Source organism: Pseudoduganella sp. GW821-FHT05F09, assembly GCF_059419605.1.
Map to the genome: position 1 here is coordinate 152,257 of NZ_JBWKSD010000011.1, position 17,838 is coordinate 170,094.

Genomic DNA, 17,838 nt, shown 5'->3' on the forward strand with positions numbered 1-17,838 from the left:
GTCGTTCGGATGCACGCAGCACAGCTACACGGTAACAAAGCGCCGCGCCGCGCCGCCGGTTTCACCCTGCTGGAACTGCTGGTGGTGATCGTCATCATCGGCCTGCTGGCGGCCTATGTCGGCCCCAAATACTTCTCCCAGCTGGGCAAGTCGGAAGTCACCATCGCCAAGGCCCAGATCGAGGCCTTCGAGAAGTCGCTGGATACCTACCGCCTGGACGTGGGCCGCTATCCCAGCGCCGAAGAAGGCCTGGCCGCGCTGCTGGCCGCGCCCGCATCGGCCGGCGCGAAATGGAACGGTCCCTACCTGAAAAAAGGCGTGCCGCCCGATCCGTGGGGCAAGCCTTACCAGTACCGCGCACCCGGCACCAAGGGCGAGTACGAGATCATCTCGCTGGGCAAGGACGGCCAGCCTGGCGGCGCCGGCGAAGACGCCGACATCTCGTCCCAGTAAGCCCGGCCTCGACAGCAACCCCAGCAACCCTCGGCACCGGCTCATTCCATGCAGTTCGAAGTACGTACCTTGTCGCCGGAAATGGTGATCGGCCGCCAAGTGGTGGATGGCCGCGATGAAGCGGATGCGCGCCGCCAGGTGGAGGCGCGCGGCCTGTTCGTCAGCGCCATCGCGCCGGTGCGCGGCGGCCTCGGCCTGCCGGTCGGCAAGGGCCGGGGCAAGTCCCTATCGCTGGTGCTGTTCAGCCAGGAATTGCTGGCGCTGCTCACGGCCGGCCTGGGCGTGGTGGAGGCGCTGGAGGCGCTGCTGGAAAAGGAAGCCAGTCCCGCCACGCGCGGCGTGCTGGAACGCCTGCTGGGCGGCCTGCGCGAAGGGCAGCGCTTTTCGACCGTGCTGGCCGAGCAGCCGGAACTGTTCCCGCCGCTGTACGTGGGCATCGTCAAGGCCGCCGAAGGCACCAGCGACCTGCCGCGCGCGCTGTCGCGCTTCATCGACTACCAGCAGCGCATCGACACCGTGCGCGCCAAGATCGTCAGCGCCGCCATCTATCCGTCCATCCTGCTGCTGGTGGGCGGGGGCGTCAGCCTGTTTTTGATTTCCTATGTGGTGCCGCGCTTCGCCGAGGTCTACCAGGGCGCCGGCCGCAACCTGCCGTGGATGTCGCAGATGATGCTGGGCTGGGGCCAGTTCGCCGCCGCCCACACCACCGCCTTGCTGGGCGGCGTGGCGCTGGCGCTGGCCAGCCTGGTGTTCGGCCTGCGCCGCCTGATGGCCAACGGCGGCCTGCTGCGGCTGATGTCGCGCCTGCCCGGCATCGGCGAGCGGGTGCGCATCTACGAACTGTCGCGGCTCTACCTCACGCTGGGCATGCTGAGCGAAGGCGGCATCACCATCCTGCACGCCATCGACACGGTGCAGGGCATGGTGTCGCCGTCGGTCCGGCAGGGCTTGCAGGCCGCGCGCGCGCATGTGGAGTCCGGCCTGCCGCTGTCGTCCGCCTTCGAAGCCAACGGCCTGACCACGCCGATCTCGCTGCGCATGCTGCGCGTGGGCGAGCGCACCGGCGACATGGGCCTCATGCTGACCCAGTCGGCGGCCTTCTACGACGGCGAAATCAGCCGCTGGATAGACCGCTTCACGCGCACCTTCGAGCCGCTGCTGATGGCCTGCATAGGCCTGGTGGTGGGCGCCATCGTGGTGCTGCTCTACATGCCGATTTTCGACCTCGCCGGAGATATGTCTTGATGCCTGACTTTGCCGCCATCGACCACGCCATGCTGGTGCGCGCCCGCGCGCGCGCCGCGCAGAGCAAGCGCAGCCTGGTCGAGGAACTGGAGGCGCTGACCGGCATCGAGCCGCGCCTGGCGGTGCGGGCGCTGGCCCAGCCCTTCGGCCTGGCCGTGCTGGAAACAGTGGACATGCTGGGCTATACGCCGGCCTTCGACCTGCTGCCGCTGTCGCAGGCCATGGCGCGCCGCTGCGTGCTGTTGCGCGCCCAGGACGGCATGCTGGTGGGCGTGATCGCCGACCCCTTCGACCTGGACCTGCAGACCTGGCTGGGCACGCAGGCGCGGGCCACGCCGCACGCGCCGCTGCACACCCGGCTGGCGCTGCAATCGGACATCCAGGCCTATCTGTCCAAGCAGGAGGAGTCGGCGCGCGCGGTGGACAGCCTGCTGCCCGGCGCCAGCGAAGGCCGGCGCGACGGCAAGACAGCCGCCGTGCTGTCCTTCGCCTCCGTGTCCGAGGCGGCCAGCCCCGCCGTGCGCCTGGTGAACTCCACGCTGTACGACGCGCTCAAGGCCGGCGCGTCCGACATCCACCTGGAAAGCACCGCCGGCGGCCTGGCCGTCAAGTACCGGGTGGACGGCGTGCTCGACCACGCCACGGCGGTGAACGGCATTGAAGTGGCCGAGCAGATCATCTCGCGCCTGAAGGTGCTGGCCGAACTGGACATCTCCGAGCGCCGCATTCCGCAGGACGGCAGCTTCCGCGTGGAGGCGGGCGGGCGCGAGATCGACCTGCGCGTCTCCATCATGCCCAGCATCCACGGCGAGGACGCGGTGATACGTATCCTCGACAAGCGCGCCATGATAGAAGCCTACGGCTCGCTCACGCTGGAAGCGCTGGGCTTCGACGCGCCCTCGCTGGCCACGCTGCGCGTGCTGGCGCAGGAGGCTTACGGCATGCTGCTGGTGACCGGCCCCACCGGCTCGGGCAAGACCACCACGCTGTACGCCGCGCTCACCGAGATCCACAACGGCCGCGAAAAAATCATCACCATCGAAGACCCGGTGGAATACCAGCTGCCCGGCATCCTGCAGATTCCGGTCAACGAGAAGAAGGGCCTGACCTTCGCCAAGGGCCTGCGTTCCATCCTGCGCCACGACCCGGACAAAATCATGGTGGGCGAAATCCGCGACCGCGAGACGGCGGAAATCGCCGTGCAGTCCGCGCTGACGGGCCACCTGGTGCTCACCACCGTGCACGCGAACAATGTGTTCGACGTGTTCGGCCGCTTCACCCACATGGGCATCGATCCCTACGCCTTCGTGTCCGCGCTGAACGGCATCTGGGCGCAGCGCCTGGTGCGCATCAACTGCCCGCACTGCGCCGCCGAATACACGCCCACGGAGCAGGAGCTGGCCAGCGTCAACCTGACCCGCGCCGACGTGTTCGACTACCGCTTCATGGAAGGCAAGGGCTGCGGCGACTGCCGTGGCACCGGCTACAAGGGCCGCCGCTCGATTGCGGAAATCCTCACGCTGAACGACGAAATACGGGAACTGATCGTGGACAAAAAACCGATCCGCCAGATCAAGGCCGCCGCCTACGCAAACGGCACGCGCAGCCTGCGCCTGGCTGCGCTGGAGCTGGTCAAGCGCGGCGGCACCACGCTGTCCGAAATCAAGCGGGTGACGCTGCATGCCTAAGTTCCTCAACAGATTGCCGGGACAGGCGCTGCGCATCGGTGTGTCGGGCTTCGCCGTGAGCTTGCTGAAGGTGAGCCGCTGGTTCGGCCCCCGGGCCGAGCTGCTGGCCGAACAGCCGTTCTCGCCCGAAGGCGTGGGCGCGCTGCACGCCCACCACGCCATTGGCGTTGCGCTGCGCGAGCTGCTGGCGGGACAGGACGTGCAGGGCTGGCCCGCCAGCTTCGTGCTGGCCGACGAACTGGCGCGCCTGTGGCAGGTTACGCCGCCCGCGCAGGCGGCGCGCCTGGCCGACCTGGAGGCGGCCGCCGCGCTGCGCTTCCACGGCCTGTACGGCGAAGCCGCCGCCAACTGGAAGATCGTGGCGGACTGGGACGCGCGCCAGCCTTTCTTTGCCGCCGCCATGCCGCAGCCCTTGCTGGCCACGCTGGAACAGGCGGCCGCCGAGCACGGGCTGGCCGTGGTGGAAGTACAGCCGCATTTCGTCACCGCCTGGAACCGCTGGCAGGGCGCGCTGAAGGCGGGCGCCTGGTTCGGCCAGGTGCACGACAATCTGCTGACGCTGGCCGTTATCGACGGCAAGCGCCTGAACGCCATCCGCGCGCTGCCTGTGCCGCGCGGCGCCGACCAGTACTGGCTGGCGCAAACGCTGAAACGCGAAGCGCTGCTGGCCGGGCTGGAAGCGCCGCAGCTGCTGCAGCTGTGCGGCCAGGTGCCGCCGCCGCTGGCCAAGCCGGCCGCCGGCGCGGACCAGATCTCCTGCACCGTGCTGGGCGCCGCCTTGCCCGGCGAAGACAAATGGTCGCTGGCCAGCGTGCTGGCGGCGGGAGGGCTGGCGGCATGAGGAAGATGCGCATCGACTTTGCGGCGCCCGGCTGGCGCCGCGCGCTGTACCGCTCCCATCCCGCCGTGCTGGCCGGGTGCGCGCTGGGGTTGGCGCTGTGCGCAGGCGCAGCCGCATACGGCTACCAGATGGCGCAGCAGCAGCGCGCCCGCGCCGAGCAGCTGGGCGAGCTGGAACGGCAGCAGCGGCGCCAGGCGCAGCAGCTGCAGCAGCAGAAACAGCAGCCGCGCCTGGGGCAGCAGGGCGCCGCGCCGGCCGCCAAGGTGCAGATGCCGGAAGCGCAGTCCAAGGCCATCAACGCGGCCGTGCTGCAGCTGAATCTGCCGTGGCGCGACATGCAGGAGGCCGTGGGCGAAGCCACGCCGGCCAGCATCGCCTTGTTGGCGCTGGAGCCCGCCCCGAACAAGCAAGTGCTGAAGATCAGCGCCGAAGCCAAGAATCCGGACGACATGATCGCCTACATAGAACAGCTCAAGCAGCAGGAGTTCTTCGTGAGCGCCGCGCTGGTGCGGCACGAGATCAACGACCTTGATCCGAACCGGCCGGTCCGCTTCCAGGTGGAAGCCCAGTGGGGCGCGCGATGAAGCCGGGCCTCGCCAAGATGCAGCCCGGGCAGCCGGGGGCGGCGCAAGCCACGCTCAGCGCCTTGCTGCTGCGCGCGCGCCTGGCCGTTGCGCGCGCCGGCGCGGGCGCCTGCGTGGCCGCCGTGCTGTGCGTGGCGGGCGCTGCGGCGTGGACCTGGCTGCTGCCGCGCGGCGCCGAGCAGAAGCTGGCGCTGGCGCGTCCCTTGCCGGTGCCGTCCACGCTGGCGGTGGCTGCGCCGCCGCCATCCGCCAATGAAAACCTGGCGCTGTTCAACGAGACGCTGGGCGACAAGCGCTACGCGGAGCAGCACGTGAAAGTGCTGTTCGGCCTGGCGGCCAAAGCGGGCCTGAGCCTGAACCAGGGCGAATACAAACCGGGCTACGACAAGGCCAGCCGCATCAGCAGCTACCAGATCACGCTGCCGGTGAAGGGCAGCTACCAGGCCATCTGGCAGTTCGCCCTGGCCGCCTTGCGCGAACTGCCCTTTGCCGCGCTGGACGACATCGGCTTCCGGCGCGAGAACATCGGCGACGCGCAAGTCGAAGCCCGCGTGCGCTTCACGCTGTACCTGAAGGACGGCGCCATGCCGGAGCAGCCATGAAGCCGCGCCACTTGCTGATGGCCGTGGCGCTGGCCGGCGCCGGCGCCCTGGTGGTGTTTGGCGACAAAACGCCGGCCGGCAGCGGCGTTGCCGAAGCCGTGGACCGCCGCCCGCAGCCGGCCGCCAGCCCGTCCGCCGCCGTGCCGACGCCGGCGCCGGCCGCGCCCGTGCCGGCAGCCAATGGCGCCAAGCCCGCAGCGGCGGAGGTGCAGATACTGCGCCTGCTGCCGCGCACCGAACTGATAGGCGAATCCGGCGAAGGCAGTTTCGGCGGAGGCGGCGCCCTGTTCGGCAGCCAGAACTGGACCCCGCCGCCGCCACCGCCCCAAGCCCCGCCGCCCCCTCCGCCGCCGCAGGCGCCGCCGCTGCCGTTCAGCTTTATCGGTAAGGCCGCCAGCGAAGGCGCTTGGGAGGTATTCCTGGCGCGCGGCGAAAAGACCTATGTGGTGCGTGCGCAAATGGTGATCGACGGCGTCTACCGCGTCGACGCCGTCGCGCCGCCCCTGCTGAAGCTTACCTATCTGCCGCTGAATCAATCCCAGCAGCTCAATATTGGAGTTCCCGACTAATGGCCCGCACACCCCACCGCATGTTGAAAACCACGGCCATGGCCACGCTGGTGGCGCTGGCGCTGGCCGGTTGCGCAGGCGAGATGGCCTACCGCGACGGCCGCACCCTGGTCGAACAGAACAAGCCGGAAGAGGGCCTGGCCAAATTCCAGGAAGCCATCACGCAAGCGCCCAACAACGCGCAATTCCGGGCCGCCTACCTGCTCACGCGCGACCGCACCGCCGTGCGCTACCTGGACCAGGCCGAGCGCGACCTGGCCGACGGCCGCCGCGCCCCGGCGCAGCAAGCCTACCAGCGCGTGCTGGCCATCGATCCCATGAACGAGCGTGCCCGCGCCGGCCTGCGCGCGGTGGAGTCGGCCGAGCGGCTGGAGAAAATGGTGGCCTCGGCGGCCGAACTCGCCGCCAAAAAAGACTACGACGGCGCGCGCCAGAAGCTCAACGCGGTGCTGGCGGAAAAGCCGGCCTACGAGGAAGCGCGCCTGATGCTGCGCGACGTGAACGACAAGAGCGCCCAGCCCACCGCCGAAGCGGGCCTGTCGAAAGCGTTCAAGCAGCCCATCAGCATTGAGTTCCGCGACGCGCCGCTCAAGCAGGTGTTCGAGATTATCGCGCGCCGCTCCGGCCTGAACTTCGTCTTCGACAAGGACGTGAAGACCGACCAGAAAGCCTCCATCTTCCTGAAGAACAGCACCGTCGAGGCGGCGGTCTATTATCTGCTGATGACCAACCAGCTCGAGCAGCAGGTCCTGGACGGCAACACCATCCTGATCTACCCCAACGTGGCGGCCAAGCTGAAGGAATACCAGGAGATGGTGGTGAAGACCTTCTTCCTGGCCAATGCGGAAGCCAAGTCGGTGGCCAACACGCTCAAGACCATCCTCAAATCGCGCGACGTGGTGGTGGATGAAAAACTGAACCTGCTGATCGTGCGCGACAACGCCGAGGCGATCCGCCTGGCCGAGCGCCTGGTGGCGCTGCAGGACGTGGCCGAGCCGGAAGTGATGCTGGAGGTGGAGATCCTGGAAGTGAAGCGCACGCGCCTGATGGAACTGGGCGTGGCCTGGCCGACCAGCGTCACCCTCGGCCCGCTGATCTCGTCCGGCGGCACGGTGCTGACGATTAACGACCTGAACCACCTGAACCAGCGCAGCATAGGCGTGTCCGCGCTCAACGTGACCGGCAAGGCCAACAAGACCGACGGCGACAGCAACCTGCTGGCCAATCCGCGCATCCGCGTGCGCAACAAGGAAAAGGCCAAGATCCTGATCGGCGACAAGGTACCGGTGATTACCACCACCATTTCGCCCGGCACCGGCGGCTTTGCCAGCGAGTCGGTCAGCTATGTGGACGTGGGCCTGACGCTGAACGCCGAGCCGACCATCTACCTGAACAACGAAGTGGCGATCCGCGTGTCGCTGGAGGTCAGCAACCTGGTCAGCCAGGTGGAGACCAAGTCCGGCACCAAGGCCTACCAGATCGGCACGCGCCAGGCCAGCACCATGCTGCAACTGAAGGACGGCGAGAACCAGGTGCTGGCGGGCCTGATCAACAACGAGGACCGCAGCAACGGCAGCAAGGTGCCGCTGTTCGGCGACGTGCCCATCCTCGGCCGCCTGTTCGGCAGCACCACGGACGACAAGCAGAAGACCGAGATCGTGCTGTCCATCACCCCGCACCTGATCCGCAACGTGCAGCGCCCCGAGGCGGCCAACGCCGAATTCTCGGCCGGCACCGAAGGCAACTTCCGCCGCCGTCCCGACCCCGCCGTGCGCACGCCGGTGGCGCTGCCGCTCGGCGCCCCGAACGTGCCCGCTGCGCCAGCCGCGCCGGTGGTTCCGGCCGCGCCGCAGCTGCCGGGGCAGGGCGCCCAGCCGCTGGCCATCCCCGCTCCCGGCCAGGCGCCGGCCGCGCCGGCCGGCGTGCCGCTGTCCACTTCGCAGCCCGGCCCCGCGTCCAGCGTGGCCCAGCCCGAGCCAGCTGCCCCGGCGCAGCCGCCAGCAAAATGAATCTGCGGCGCCGTGGCTTCACGCTGATCGAACTGCTGGTGACGCTGGCCATCCTGGGCCTGCTCGGCACGCTCGTGGTGCCGGTGGCGCAGGTGACCATCCAGCGCCGCAACGAACAGGAGCTGCGCCGCTCGCTGAACGAGATCCGCCAGGCCATCGACGCCTACAAGCAGGCTTACGATGACGGCCGGGTGGCCAAGAGCACCGTCAGCACCGGCTACCCCAAGAACCTGGAGCTGCTGGTGGAGGGCGTGCAGGACCAGAAAAACCCCAAGCGCAGCAAGATCTACTTCCTGCGCCGTATTCCGCGCGATCCCTTCAGCGCCGAGCCGGAGGCGTCCGATGCGCAGACCTGGGGCAAGCGCAGCTACGCCAGCGACGCCGACCAGCCGCGCGAAGGGGAGGACGTGTACGATGTCTACTCCCTCTCCGAGAAGACCGGCTTGAACGGCGTGGCCTACCGAAAATGGTAAACATGAACAAAGCCAGACAAGGATTTACGCTGATCGAGCTGCTGGTGGTGCTGGGCATTATCGCGCTGCTGCTCACGCTGGCCGTGCCGCGCTACTTCCCCAGCGTGGACAGCGCCAAGGAAACCATCCTGGCCGACAACCTGCGCAACACCCGCGCCACCATCGACCAGTACTACGGCGACACGGGCCGCTACCCGGACACGCTGGAGCAGCTGGTGGAGAAGAAATACCTGCGCGCCGCGCCCATCGACCCCATCACCGAGAGCAGCACCACGTGGATACTGGTGGCGCCGGAAGACGGCACCAAGGGCGGCGTGTCGGACCTGAAAAGCGGAGCGCCCGGCAATGACCGCCATGGCAAACCCTACGCGGACTGGTAGGCCGCCCCGGCGCGGCGCCGGCCTGGCTTCCGGTTTCACCGCGGGCTTCACCTATATCAGCCTGGTCATCATGCTGGCCATCATGGCGCTGGTGTGCGCGACTACGGTCAAGCTGGGCGCCGTGATGCAGCGCAGTGCCGCCGAGCGCGAGCTGCTCAGCATAGGCGCGCAGTTCAGCGACGCGCTGCAAAGCTATGCCAAGGCCACGCCGCCCGGCCAGCCCACCCAGCCGCCCTCGCTGAAGGAGCTGCTGCTGGACCCGCGTTTTCCCGCTGTGCGGCGCCATCTGCGCAAAATCTTTGTCGATCCCATGACGGGCAAGGCGGAGTGGGGCATCAGCTACGTGGCGGGCACCACCGGCGTGGTGGCGGTGTACAGCCTGTCCACCGCCAAGCCGGTCAAGATCGGCAATTTCCCCGCCCGCTTCCAGGGTTTTGAAGGCAAACAGCGCATCTCGGACTGGAAATTTGTCAGCGCGGGGGATGCACAGCCGCTGGCAGGCCAGCCCGGGGCCAAGCCGCCGCAGCCGGGACAGCCCGGCACGCCGCCGCTGCCCGGCGCCCCGCCGCCTGCCGGTGCGGAGCCTGCCGCGCCGCCTGCCATGCCGGCCGAACCTGCGCCGGAACCGCAGGCAGAACCCCCGGCCACCCCGCCGGCCGAACCGCCCGCCGAGCCGGCCGAGCCGGCGCCGCCGCCCGATGACGCCAAGCCGGATCCCGATCCGCCGCCCGAACAGCAGAGATAAAACACCAGCCCGGATGCCCACGCATACCGGGCTTTTTATTTACTGAAATATTGCTGCGCAACATAGTAAATATGCTTGCATAAATTTCTTTATTAACGGAAATTAAATATAATCAAAAGAACAACGGTTTTCTCGTGTTTATGCTATGCTGATTTCCGCAGTCCCGAACTCTTTGGTTAGCTCATCAACCAATAAAATCAACTTTTTAAGGATAACCTATGAAATTGAAACTTATTGTTGCGAGCTTATTGGCCGCAGCTTCCCTGGGCGCCTCGGCGGCGGATCAACTGGTCATTCTGGATGATAACCCGCTGGCAAACAACTTCTTCCAATCCGTCAAATCCCCGGTCGATGATGTCCTGTCCGGCGGCTCCGACGTAATCACTTTTGGCGGCCTGGCACCAGGCCTGTACGAGATCGTCGTGACGATCAGCGGCCAAAACCTGACCTTCGACGGCACCCTGTCGAACCTGAACGGCACCACTGGCAGCGTCTTCAGCGATGGCAAGCTGCGCTTCTTCGGCGTTGAACACAGCGGCGCCGCTCCCTTCGTGCTGAGCCTGTTCGGCGCGGGCGGCGTGGGCGCTAAATACAGCGGCGAAGTGAGCGTGACGGCGGTACCGGAACCAGCCACCTACGGCATGCTGATCGGCGGCCTGGGTATTCTGGCTTTCCTGGCTCGCCGCAAACAAGACTCAGACGCCTGAGGCGGGAACCAGCATTAAAAAACCCGCTTGCGAGCGGGTTTTGTTTTTTGGAATTACTTTGCACGGCGTTTAAAGTCGCGGAAGCGGAAGCCCATTACATATAATGCAAGGAAATAAATTACCGCGCAAATAGTTATTATCAGAAATAATGTTCCGGCACGCAAGAAGGGATGGTGGCCCATTGCCAGCCAGTCGACTTTTGCTGCACTGAACCATGCGGCCGCACCCATCAAACCCACTGCTACCAAGAGTTTCAAATAGAATTTCCCCCAGCCAGCTTTCGGCTGATAGACGCCGCGCTTGCGCAGTCCCCGGTACAGGAATGCCGCGTTGATGCAAGCCCCGAGTCCGATTGAAAGCGCCAGTCCGGCCACGGCGATGTAGGGCACAAACAACAGATTCATCAGCTGCGTGGCGATCAGCACGCCGACCGCGATCTTCACTGGCGTGCGGATATCTTGCTTGGCGTAAAACGCCGGCGCCAGGGTTTTCACCAGGATGATGCCGATCAGGCCGGCACTGTAGGCCACCAGCGGCTGGGCCGACATGGTGGCCGCTTCGGCGGTGAATTTCCCGTAGTGGAACAGGGTGCTGATCAGCGGCACCGCCAGCGTGGCCATGCCCACCGCCGCCGGCAGCGCCAGCAGGAAGGTTAGGCGCAGGCCCCAGTCCAGCAGGTCGGAATATTCCTCGTGGTCGGCGTCGGCATTGGCCTTGGCCAGGCTGGGCAGCAAGATGGTGCCCAGCGCCACGCCCAGCATGGCGGTGGGGAATTCCATCAGGCGGTCGGCATAGGACAGCCAGGAAATGCTGCCCTCGGCCAGGCGCGAGGCGATGCTGGTGTTGATCATCAGGCTGATCTGTGCGGCGGACACGGCGAACACGGCCGGCCCCATCTTCTTCAGCACGCGGCGCACGCCGCCGTCGCGCAGGCCCACCAAGGGGTTCAGGTACAGGCGCGGCAGCATGCCGATGCGTATCAGCGCCGGGACCTGGATGGCCACCTGCAAAATGCCGCCCACGAACACGGCGATGGCCATGGCGTAGATGGGCTGCTTTAAATAAGGCGCCAGGAACAGCGAGGCGGCGATAAAGCTCAGGTTCAGCAGCACCGGCGTGACGGCCGGGATTTTGAACTGGCGCCAGGTGTTCAATATGCCCCCGGCCAGCGCCACGAAGGACATGAAGGCGATATAGGGGAACATCAGCCGCGTCATCCAGACCGAGGCGTCGAAAGCTTCCGGCGTGGCGCGCAGGCCGGTGGCGATCAGGTAGACGAACAGCGGGGCGCCTATAATACCGAGTGCGCTCACCAGCACCGTGGCCCACACCAGCGTGGTGGCCACGTGGTCGGCCAGCTCCTTGCTGGCTTCCTGGCCATGCTGGTTCTTGTACTCGGCCAGGATGGGCACGAAGGCCTGCGAGAACGCGCCCTCGGCGAACAGCCGGCGCAGCAGGTTGGGGATGCGGAAGGCGACGACGAACGCGTCCGTATAGGCGCCGGCGCCAAAGGCGCGCGCAAACAGGCTTTCGCGCAGCAGGCCGGTCACGCGGGACAGCATCGTCATGCTGGAGATGGCAGCGAGGGTTTTGAGCAGGTTCATGGGCGGCGATTATAGCGGGCGCATCCGCCGCACAGCATGAAGCGACGGTGAAAACGCTGTGAAATCGCTGCAAAAAGAGCAATTTGCAGCGTGCGCGGCGTTTTGGGAATTGCTCTGTCGCCAAAAGCCCGCTATAATTTAAGGCTGTACAGATTTCAGTATCGCAGACACTAATGTTTTGCCAGCGTCCCTTGGCTTACATGGTTAGGCAGACAGACTGAACAAACACCTGTTTGGCAAACGCTATTGTTTGCAAACGAACTTTGACAACGATTAGGAACTACCATGGCAAATACCGCACAAGCGCGCAAACGCGCTCGTCAAGCAGTCAAGCAAAACGCTCACAACTCGTCCCAGCGTTCGACCCTGCGCACCGCTATCAAGGCAGTGCGTAAAGCGATCCAGGGCGGCGACAAAGCTGCAGCTACCGCAATCTTCCAGGCATCCGTGTCGACCATCGACAGCATCGCCGACAAGAAGATCATCCACAAAAACAAGGCAGCTCGCCATAAGAGCCGTCTGGCCGCTGCCCTGAAAGCACTGGCAGCCTAATTCCGCTGGCGGCGCTTGCGCCGCCGCGTAATTGAGCAGGATGCAAAAAACCCGCATGGCGCAAGCCATAGCGGGTTTTTGTACGTTGCGCGCCTGCGGGCGCGGCGGCTTACTTGGAGGCGGCCGATGCTGCGGAGGCGGCCGAAGCGGCAGCCGAAGCCGAGGCTTTTTTGTGCTTTTTCATTTTTGGCGCGGAAGCGGCGGCCGATGCGGAAGCCGAGGCTGCAGGAGCGGACGCCATAGCCGATGCCGACGCCGAGGCGGGGGCTGCGGGAGCGGCGGCGAATGCGGATGCGGCGAACAGGGATGCAAGCAGAGCGGCGACAAGTTTGGACATGGCGATTTCCTTTGGCGGTTGGTGGAAAACACTGGATTCAAATGAATTTATTTCACGAATCTGTTTCCTTAACGCAGCGGAATATTGGCAGTTGACAGGCAACGCATCAAATCCTGTAACTATTTTTGTTGCGCCGCGTCAAGCAGGACCGCTTTTCAAGCCGCCATGCCCGGGACGCAGGTGCAGCACCAGGCCATCGAGCGGAATCGGCGGCAGGCCGGCCAGTTCGGGTTCGCGGCGCCCGATTTCGTTGGCCAGATCCATCAGCAGCCATTCCATTTCATCCAGCAGGGCGCGCAGTTCGCCCAGGATGCCGGGATCGTCGCGTGCGACGCCGAGCATATTGTTCATATGGTCCGGATCGAAGCCGGTTTGCAGCACCAGGCTGCGGATGAAGGCCATGCGCTCGAACAGAAAGCCCAGCGGCGTGCCGGCCGGGTCGCGCGGCGCCACCGCCATTTCAAAACTGGAGCGCAGCGCCGACCAGGCTTGCAGCAGCTCGGCCAGGTGGCCGAGCTGGGTCATGGCGCCGTGTTCGTTCGGCTGGTTCAGGGCGTCGCCGGGCGTGGCGTTGATCAGGTCGCGCAGCGCGCCGACCGCCTTGTGGTCGTAGCGGGTCTGGTTCAGCCGCACCAGCACGTCCAAGCGCGGCAGGTCGAAGCGCCGTATCACGGTTTCGGCCACGTCGGCCACCGCCAGCAACTTGGCCAGGGGCGGTATTTTGGCGCTGCGCAGGCCGTGCGGATAGCCGCTCCCGTCCAGGCGCTCGTGGTGGTGCAGCACGGCTTGCGCGGCTGCGGCGGGGAAGCCGGGCATTTCGTGCAGCAGCACATAGCTGGTGACGGGATGCACGTGCACATAGCAGCGCTCGTCGGGCGTTACGTCGTGCCCGGCCGACAGGATGGCCGGATCGGTGTGCATTTCGCCGAAGTCGTGGCCGATGGCGGCCATCAGTAAATTGTAGCGCTCGGTGGCGGGCAGGCCCATGCGCTGGGCCAGCGCGTGCGCGATCATGCCGGTGCGCAGCGTGTGCTCGAAGATTTCGCTGCGCCGCGCGCGCATCACCGTGAGCCGCATCTGCACCGGCTTGGGCAGCTTGAGCGAGGCCAGCGCGTGCTTGACGGCCAGCGGATCGCCGGTGCGCGCGGCCAGCCGGGCATACACGGGTTCATGGTCGAGTACGCGGGCGGCGGCGCTGGCCAGCGCTTCGGCGTCCACCGGGTGTTCGCTTTCGAGCTGGTGGTCCAGCGGCGCGGTCAGTTTATGCTGGGTCAGCCGCTCGAACTGTTGCGGGCTGAGCAGGGCGCCCTTGGCCACCAGCTTGATGCCGGTGGACGAATATATGTCTGCGCTGGCGACGATGCTGCGCTCGCTACCCAGCTCGGCGACCGCCTGCAGATAGTGCGGATTCTCGCCCGTGGGCGCCATCGGTTTGCTGCACGCGTCGGTGTCCGGCATAGAACCAGCCTTTCAAAGCACAGTCTCCATGGCTACCAATATACGGCAATTCGTATTGCGCTGCACCAAACGGCTTGCATATTTGCTACTTTGTCAGCGCGGCCGCAGGTCTTTTGGCGACACTTCCATCCATTCGCCCGGCATCAGCGGGTGGCTGGCCAGCGAGATGCCGCCGATGGCGCTGCGCACCAGGCGCAGGGTGGGGTGGCCGATGGACGCCGTCATGCGCCGCACCTGGCGGTTCTTGCCTTCCTGCAGGGTGATGGCCAGCCACGCGGTGGGCGCGTCGGCGCGGCTGCGGATGGGCGGGTTGCGCGGCCACAGCCACCCCGGCTCGGCAATGCGCACCGCCTGGCAGGGCTTGGTGGTGAAGTCGCCCAGGTCGAGCGGCGCCTGCAGGCGCGCCAGCGCGTCCGCGTCCGGCACGCCTTCCACCTGCACCAGGTAGACCTTGGCCTCCTTGCGGTCCGGGTGGGCGATCTCGTGCTGCAGCTTGCCGTCGTCGGTAAGCAGCAGCAGGCCTTCGCTGTCGGCGTCCAGCCGGCCGGCCGGATAAACATTGGGGATCTTGACATGGTCGGCCAGCGTTTCGCGGCCGTCCTGCGGCGAAAACTGGCACAATACCTGGAAGGGCTTATTGAATAAGATGAGCGGCATAGACGAATTGTACCGTGGCGCCCGGCAAAATACTGGTGCATAATGTGAAACACACGTCTTATGTCTTATAGAAGACTCGACCACACCACCCGGAGATCACGATGTTTCAACATATCAAAGTTCCCGCTGACGGCCAGAAGATCACCGTCAACGCCGATTTTTCCCTGAACGTGCCAGACTGCCCCATCATTCCTTACATTGAAGGCGACGGTACCGGCGTGGACATCAGCCCGGTCATGATCAAGGTGGTGGACGCGGCCGTGGCCAAGGCCTACGGCGGCCAGCGCAAGATCAGCTGGATGGAAATCTACGCGGGCGAGAAATCGACCACCGTGTACGGTCCGGACGTGTGGCTGCCGGAAGAAACGCTGCAGGTGCTGAAGGACTACGTGGTGTCCATCAAAGGCCCGCTGACCACGCCGGTGGGCGGCGGCATCCGCTCGCTCAACGTGGCGCTGCGCCAGGAGCTGGACCTGTACGTCTGCCTGCGCCCGGTGCGCTACTTCAAGGGCGTGCCCTCGCCGGTGCGCGAGCCGGAGAAGACCGACATGGTGATCTTCCGCGAGAACTCGGAAGACATCTACGCCGGCATCGAATACCAGCAAGGCTCGGAAGGCGTGAAAAAGCTGATCGATTTCCTGGTCAAGGAAATGGGCGTGAAGAAGATCCGCTTCCCGGACACCTCCGGCATCGGCATCAAGCCGGTATCGATCGAGGGCACCGAGCGCCTGGTGCGCAAGGCCATCCAGTACGCCATCGACAATGACAAGCCCTCGGTGACCATCGTCCACAAGGGCAACATCATGAAGTACACCGAAGGCGGCTTCCGCGACTGGGCCTATGCGCTGGCGCAGAAGGAGTTCGGCGCCCAGCTGATCGACGGCGGCCCGTGGTGCAAGTTCAAGAATCCGAAGACCGGCCGCGAGATCACCATCAAGGATTCGATCGCCGACGCCTTCCTGCAGCAGATCCTGCTGCGTCCGGCCGAGTACAGCGTGATCGCCACGCTGAACCTGAACGGCGACTACATCTCCGACGCGCTGGCCGCGCAGGTGGGCGGCATTGGCATTGCGCCGGGCGCCAATATGTCGGACTCGGTGGCCATGTTCGAAGCCACCCATGGCACCGCGCCCAAGTACGCCGGCAAGGACTATGTGAACCCGGGCTCGCTGATCCTGTCCGCCGAAATGATGCTGCGCCACATGGGCTGGACCGAAGCGGCCGACCTGATTATCTCGTCCACCGAGAAATCCATCGCCTCGAAGAAAGTCACCTACGACTTCGCGCGCCTGATGGAGGGCGCCACTCAGGTTTCGTGCTCCGGTTTCGGCGATGTGATGATCGATAACATGTAATTTGCAAGCCGGGGCGGCATGGCTGCCAGGCTGGTTTGCAAGGCCCCGCACTGCGCGCCAGTGCGGGGCCTTTTTCATTGGTGTATGCTGATGCTCTCAGACAATAAAGGAACCCACATGCAGTGTCCATTTTGCGGCGAGGGCGCCCTGGTGCACCAGACCAAGGATATGCCTTACACCTACGAAGGCAAATCGACCGTGATCCCGGCCGTCACGGGGGACTTTTGCGGCGCCTGCGGCGAATGCGTGTTCACCGACAAGGAAAGCAAGCGCATCGGCGACGCCATGCTGGCCTTCAACCGCCTGGTGAACAGCGGTGCTTAGTAAACTGGCAATTTAGTTTCAATTATGTAATTTAAATGTATAATGGGAAAAATAAATTTCTCATATACAAGGTTCCCATGTTCCGTTCCGTGTTGTTGCTGGCGTTCGCCAGTGCTTTCGCCACCAGCGCCCACGCCAACCTGATACAGAACGGCGACTTCTCGGCTTCCAACGTTGCCTACGGCAGCGCGCTGTACGCCAATGGTTTCACGGCCACGCGCGTGGCGGCCAGCGGCTGGACCTTCAGCAACGGCAGCGGCATCATCGACCACTCGTGGGACGCCATGGCGAGCCAGGGCACGGTCGCCTTCCTGCAGAACTTTAGCCCCTTGAACTGGGCCGATCCGGCCCTGTCGCAAGTGTTCAGCTCGTCGGCCAGCAGCTTCCAGGTGAGCTTCCAGTTGTCGCAGCGCGACGGCAATCACGAAAGCGTGAACGTCAAGCTGGACGGCAAGGCGCTGGCGCCCACGCTGCAGCCGGTGGGCTCGAACTGGACCTCGTACACCTTTAATATCGCCGGCCTGACGGGCGGCTCGCACACGCTGAGCTTCAACGGCATCAACCTGTCCGGCGCGAGCGACTCCTCGCTGTTCATCGACAACGTCAGCGTCAACGCGGTGCCGGAACCGGCTAGCGCAGCCTTGCTGCTGACCGGCTTGGGCCTGGCAGGCCTGATCCGCCGCCGCCGTGCAAAGTGAGCCCGACTCCAGCCAGCCTGTGCTTGGCAGCGAGGGCGACTGAGGTTATTTGCATTGGAAGCTGAATTTTCCAGTGCGTAACTCGTCTGTCGCCGTGCATAGCTTCGCTGGAGGAGGGACGTCCAGCCTTAGGTAACGCTCAGTACGGGCGTACAAGCAATCCACTTGATACCTGTAGGATGGCGCATCCGCGTTGACTGGCCAGGTCTGATAGATCTTCGATTTCGATTTGCGCTCATCGGATGGCGCCATGATGGGGAGGCTACTCGCCGCATCCGCCGATAGCTCTGCTGGGAAAGAGAGAACGCGGACGGATTCAAGGCGGCTTGCTGGAATGCCCCATTCTGTCGGCGTGCTAGCCGGGCAAGCAATCGGCTGAGCAAATCCTTGTTCCGCTGCCGTAGCCATTGCGGCCGCCGCAAACAATCTGTAGACCAGATTCATTCGATCACCCAAAAGCCCTCATCTTACGTTCGGCCTGGATAGCCGTATTGACGTTGCGTAAGACCGCTGCGTCGCACGCCGGCAATGCTGCGCCGGTTTGCGCAGGGCAGGGA

At 65.2% G+C, this 17,838-nt stretch carries 21 protein-coding genes; 16 read left to right on the forward strand and 5 right to left on the reverse strand.

The features are described from left to right. Window positions 1–9 precede the first annotated feature (9 nt). The 12 genes from gspG (at window position 10) to AC07S4_RS28100 (ending at window position 10,296) form a co-directional block, all read left to right on the forward strand. Window positions 10–453, forward strand: a complete 444-nt coding sequence (gspG, locus tag AC07S4_RS28045; RefSeq protein WP_494989726.1) for a type II secretion system major pseudopilin GspG — start codon at window positions 10–12, stop codon at window positions 451–453. Window positions 454–501: 48 nt separating this feature from the next. Next, window positions 502–1,698, forward strand: a complete 1,197-nt coding sequence (locus AC07S4_RS28050) for a type II secretion system F family protein (RefSeq protein WP_494989727.1) — start codon at window positions 502–504, stop codon at window positions 1,696–1,698. After that, window positions 1,698–3,386 (forward strand): GspE/PulE family protein, encoded by a 1,689-nt coding sequence (locus tag AC07S4_RS28055; protein WP_494989728.1) that lies wholly within the window; start codon window positions 1,698–1,700, stop codon window positions 3,384–3,386. The genes AC07S4_RS28050 and AC07S4_RS28055 overlap by 1 nt, the downstream gene beginning before the upstream one ends. Next, window positions 3,379–4,227 (forward strand): hypothetical protein, encoded by an 849-nt coding sequence (locus AC07S4_RS28060; RefSeq protein ID WP_494989729.1) that lies wholly within the window; start codon window positions 3,379–3,381, stop codon window positions 4,225–4,227. The genes AC07S4_RS28055 and AC07S4_RS28060 overlap by 8 nt, the downstream gene beginning before the upstream one ends. After that, window positions 4,224–4,811 (forward strand): PilN domain-containing protein, encoded by a 588-nt coding sequence (locus AC07S4_RS28065; protein WP_494989730.1) that lies wholly within the window; start codon window positions 4,224–4,226, stop codon window positions 4,809–4,811. Before AC07S4_RS28060 ends, AC07S4_RS28065 begins: the two co-directional genes overlap by 4 nt. Continuing rightward, a complete protein-coding gene (locus tag AC07S4_RS28070) occupies window positions 4,808–5,413 on the forward strand; it encodes a hypothetical protein (protein WP_494989731.1) in 606 nt (201 codons plus the stop codon). Before AC07S4_RS28065 ends, AC07S4_RS28070 begins: the two co-directional genes overlap by 4 nt. After that, complete coding sequence (locus AC07S4_RS28075; protein ID WP_494989732.1) at window positions 5,410–5,982, forward strand: hypothetical protein; 573 nt, start codon at window positions 5,410–5,412, stop codon at window positions 5,980–5,982. The genes AC07S4_RS28070 and AC07S4_RS28075 overlap by 4 nt, the downstream gene beginning before the upstream one ends. Further along, window positions 5,982–7,991, forward strand: a complete 2,010-nt coding sequence (locus AC07S4_RS28080) for a secretin GspD/PilQ domain-containing protein (RefSeq protein ID WP_494989733.1) — start codon at window positions 5,982–5,984, stop codon at window positions 7,989–7,991. Before AC07S4_RS28075 ends, AC07S4_RS28080 begins: the two co-directional genes overlap by 1 nt. Continuing rightward, complete coding sequence (locus AC07S4_RS28085) at window positions 7,988–8,464, forward strand: type II secretion system protein (protein WP_494989734.1); 477 nt, start codon at window positions 7,988–7,990, stop codon at window positions 8,462–8,464. Before AC07S4_RS28080 ends, AC07S4_RS28085 begins: the two co-directional genes overlap by 4 nt. Further along, entirely contained in the window at window positions 8,458–8,844 is a 387-nt protein-coding gene (locus AC07S4_RS28090) for a type II secretion system protein (RefSeq protein WP_161075713.1), read from the forward strand. The genes AC07S4_RS28085 and AC07S4_RS28090 overlap by 7 nt, the downstream gene beginning before the upstream one ends. After that, on the forward strand, window positions 8,819–9,589 hold the full coding sequence (locus tag AC07S4_RS28095) for a type II secretion system protein (RefSeq protein ID WP_494989735.1): 771 nt from the start codon (window positions 8,819–8,821) through the stop codon (window positions 9,587–9,589). Before AC07S4_RS28090 ends, AC07S4_RS28095 begins: the two co-directional genes overlap by 26 nt. A 218-nt stretch (window positions 9,590–9,807) precedes the next feature. Then, a complete protein-coding gene (locus AC07S4_RS28100; RefSeq protein WP_494989736.1) occupies window positions 9,808–10,296 on the forward strand; it encodes an FxDxF family PEP-CTERM protein in 489 nt (162 codons plus the stop codon). Window positions 10,297–10,349: 53 nt separating this feature from the next. Here the strand turns inward: AC07S4_RS28100 and murJ are convergent, their stop codons facing one another. Continuing rightward, on the reverse strand, window positions 10,350–11,900 hold the full coding sequence (murJ, locus tag AC07S4_RS28105) for a murein biosynthesis integral membrane protein MurJ (RefSeq protein WP_494989737.1): 1,551 nt from the start codon (window positions 11,898–11,900) through the stop codon (window positions 10,350–10,352). A gap of 285 nt (window positions 11,901–12,185) precedes the next feature. On the opposite strand from murJ, the gene rpsT reads away from it, so the two are divergent. After that, complete coding sequence (gene rpsT / locus AC07S4_RS28110; protein ID WP_161074877.1) at window positions 12,186–12,452, forward strand: 30S ribosomal protein S20; 267 nt, start codon at window positions 12,186–12,188, stop codon at window positions 12,450–12,452. 109 nt (window positions 12,453–12,561) lie between these two features. Here the strand turns inward: rpsT and AC07S4_RS28115 are convergent, their stop codons facing one another. The 3 genes from AC07S4_RS28115 to AC07S4_RS28125 all read right to left on the reverse strand — a co-directional run bounded on the left by AC07S4_RS28115 (window position 12,562) and on the right by AC07S4_RS28125 (window position 14,904). Then, entirely contained in the window at window positions 12,562–12,789 is a 228-nt protein-coding gene (locus tag AC07S4_RS28115; RefSeq protein WP_494989738.1) for a hypothetical protein, read from the reverse strand. Between the two features lie 138 nt (window positions 12,790–12,927). After that, a complete protein-coding gene (locus AC07S4_RS28120; protein ID WP_494989739.1) occupies window positions 12,928–14,247 on the reverse strand; it encodes an HD-GYP domain-containing protein in 1,320 nt (439 codons plus the stop codon). Window positions 14,248–14,340: 93 nt separating this feature from the next. Then, window positions 14,341–14,904, reverse strand: a complete 564-nt coding sequence (locus AC07S4_RS28125; RefSeq protein WP_494989740.1) for a pseudouridine synthase — start codon at window positions 14,902–14,904, stop codon at window positions 14,341–14,343. Window positions 14,905–15,005: 101 nt separating this feature from the next. Here AC07S4_RS28125 and icd point away from each other — a divergent pair, with 101 nt between their 5' ends. The 3 genes from icd to AC07S4_RS28140 all read left to right on the forward strand — a co-directional run bounded on the left by icd (window position 15,006) and on the right by AC07S4_RS28140 (window position 17,281). Then, on the forward strand, window positions 15,006–16,259 hold the full coding sequence (gene icd / locus AC07S4_RS28130; protein ID WP_494989741.1) for an NADP-dependent isocitrate dehydrogenase: 1,254 nt from the start codon (window positions 15,006–15,008) through the stop codon (window positions 16,257–16,259). A gap of 117 nt (window positions 16,260–16,376) precedes the next feature. Then, window positions 16,377–16,583, forward strand: a complete 207-nt coding sequence (locus tag AC07S4_RS28135) for a type II toxin-antitoxin system MqsA family antitoxin (RefSeq protein WP_161074881.1) — start codon at window positions 16,377–16,379, stop codon at window positions 16,581–16,583. A gap of 77 nt (window positions 16,584–16,660) precedes the next feature. Beyond that, entirely contained in the window at window positions 16,661–17,281 is a 621-nt protein-coding gene (locus AC07S4_RS28140; RefSeq protein WP_494989742.1) for a PEP-CTERM sorting domain-containing protein, read from the forward strand. A gap of 45 nt (window positions 17,282–17,326) precedes the next feature. Here AC07S4_RS28140 and AC07S4_RS28145 read toward each other — a convergent pair whose 3' ends face one another. Beyond that, window positions 17,327–17,725 carry an STY0301 family protein gene (locus AC07S4_RS28145; RefSeq protein ID WP_494989743.1) on the reverse strand — a complete coding sequence of 133 codons (399 nt, stop codon included), beginning with the start codon at window positions 17,723–17,725 and terminating at the stop codon, window positions 17,327–17,329. Between the last annotated feature and the right edge of the window lie 113 nt (window positions 17,726–17,838).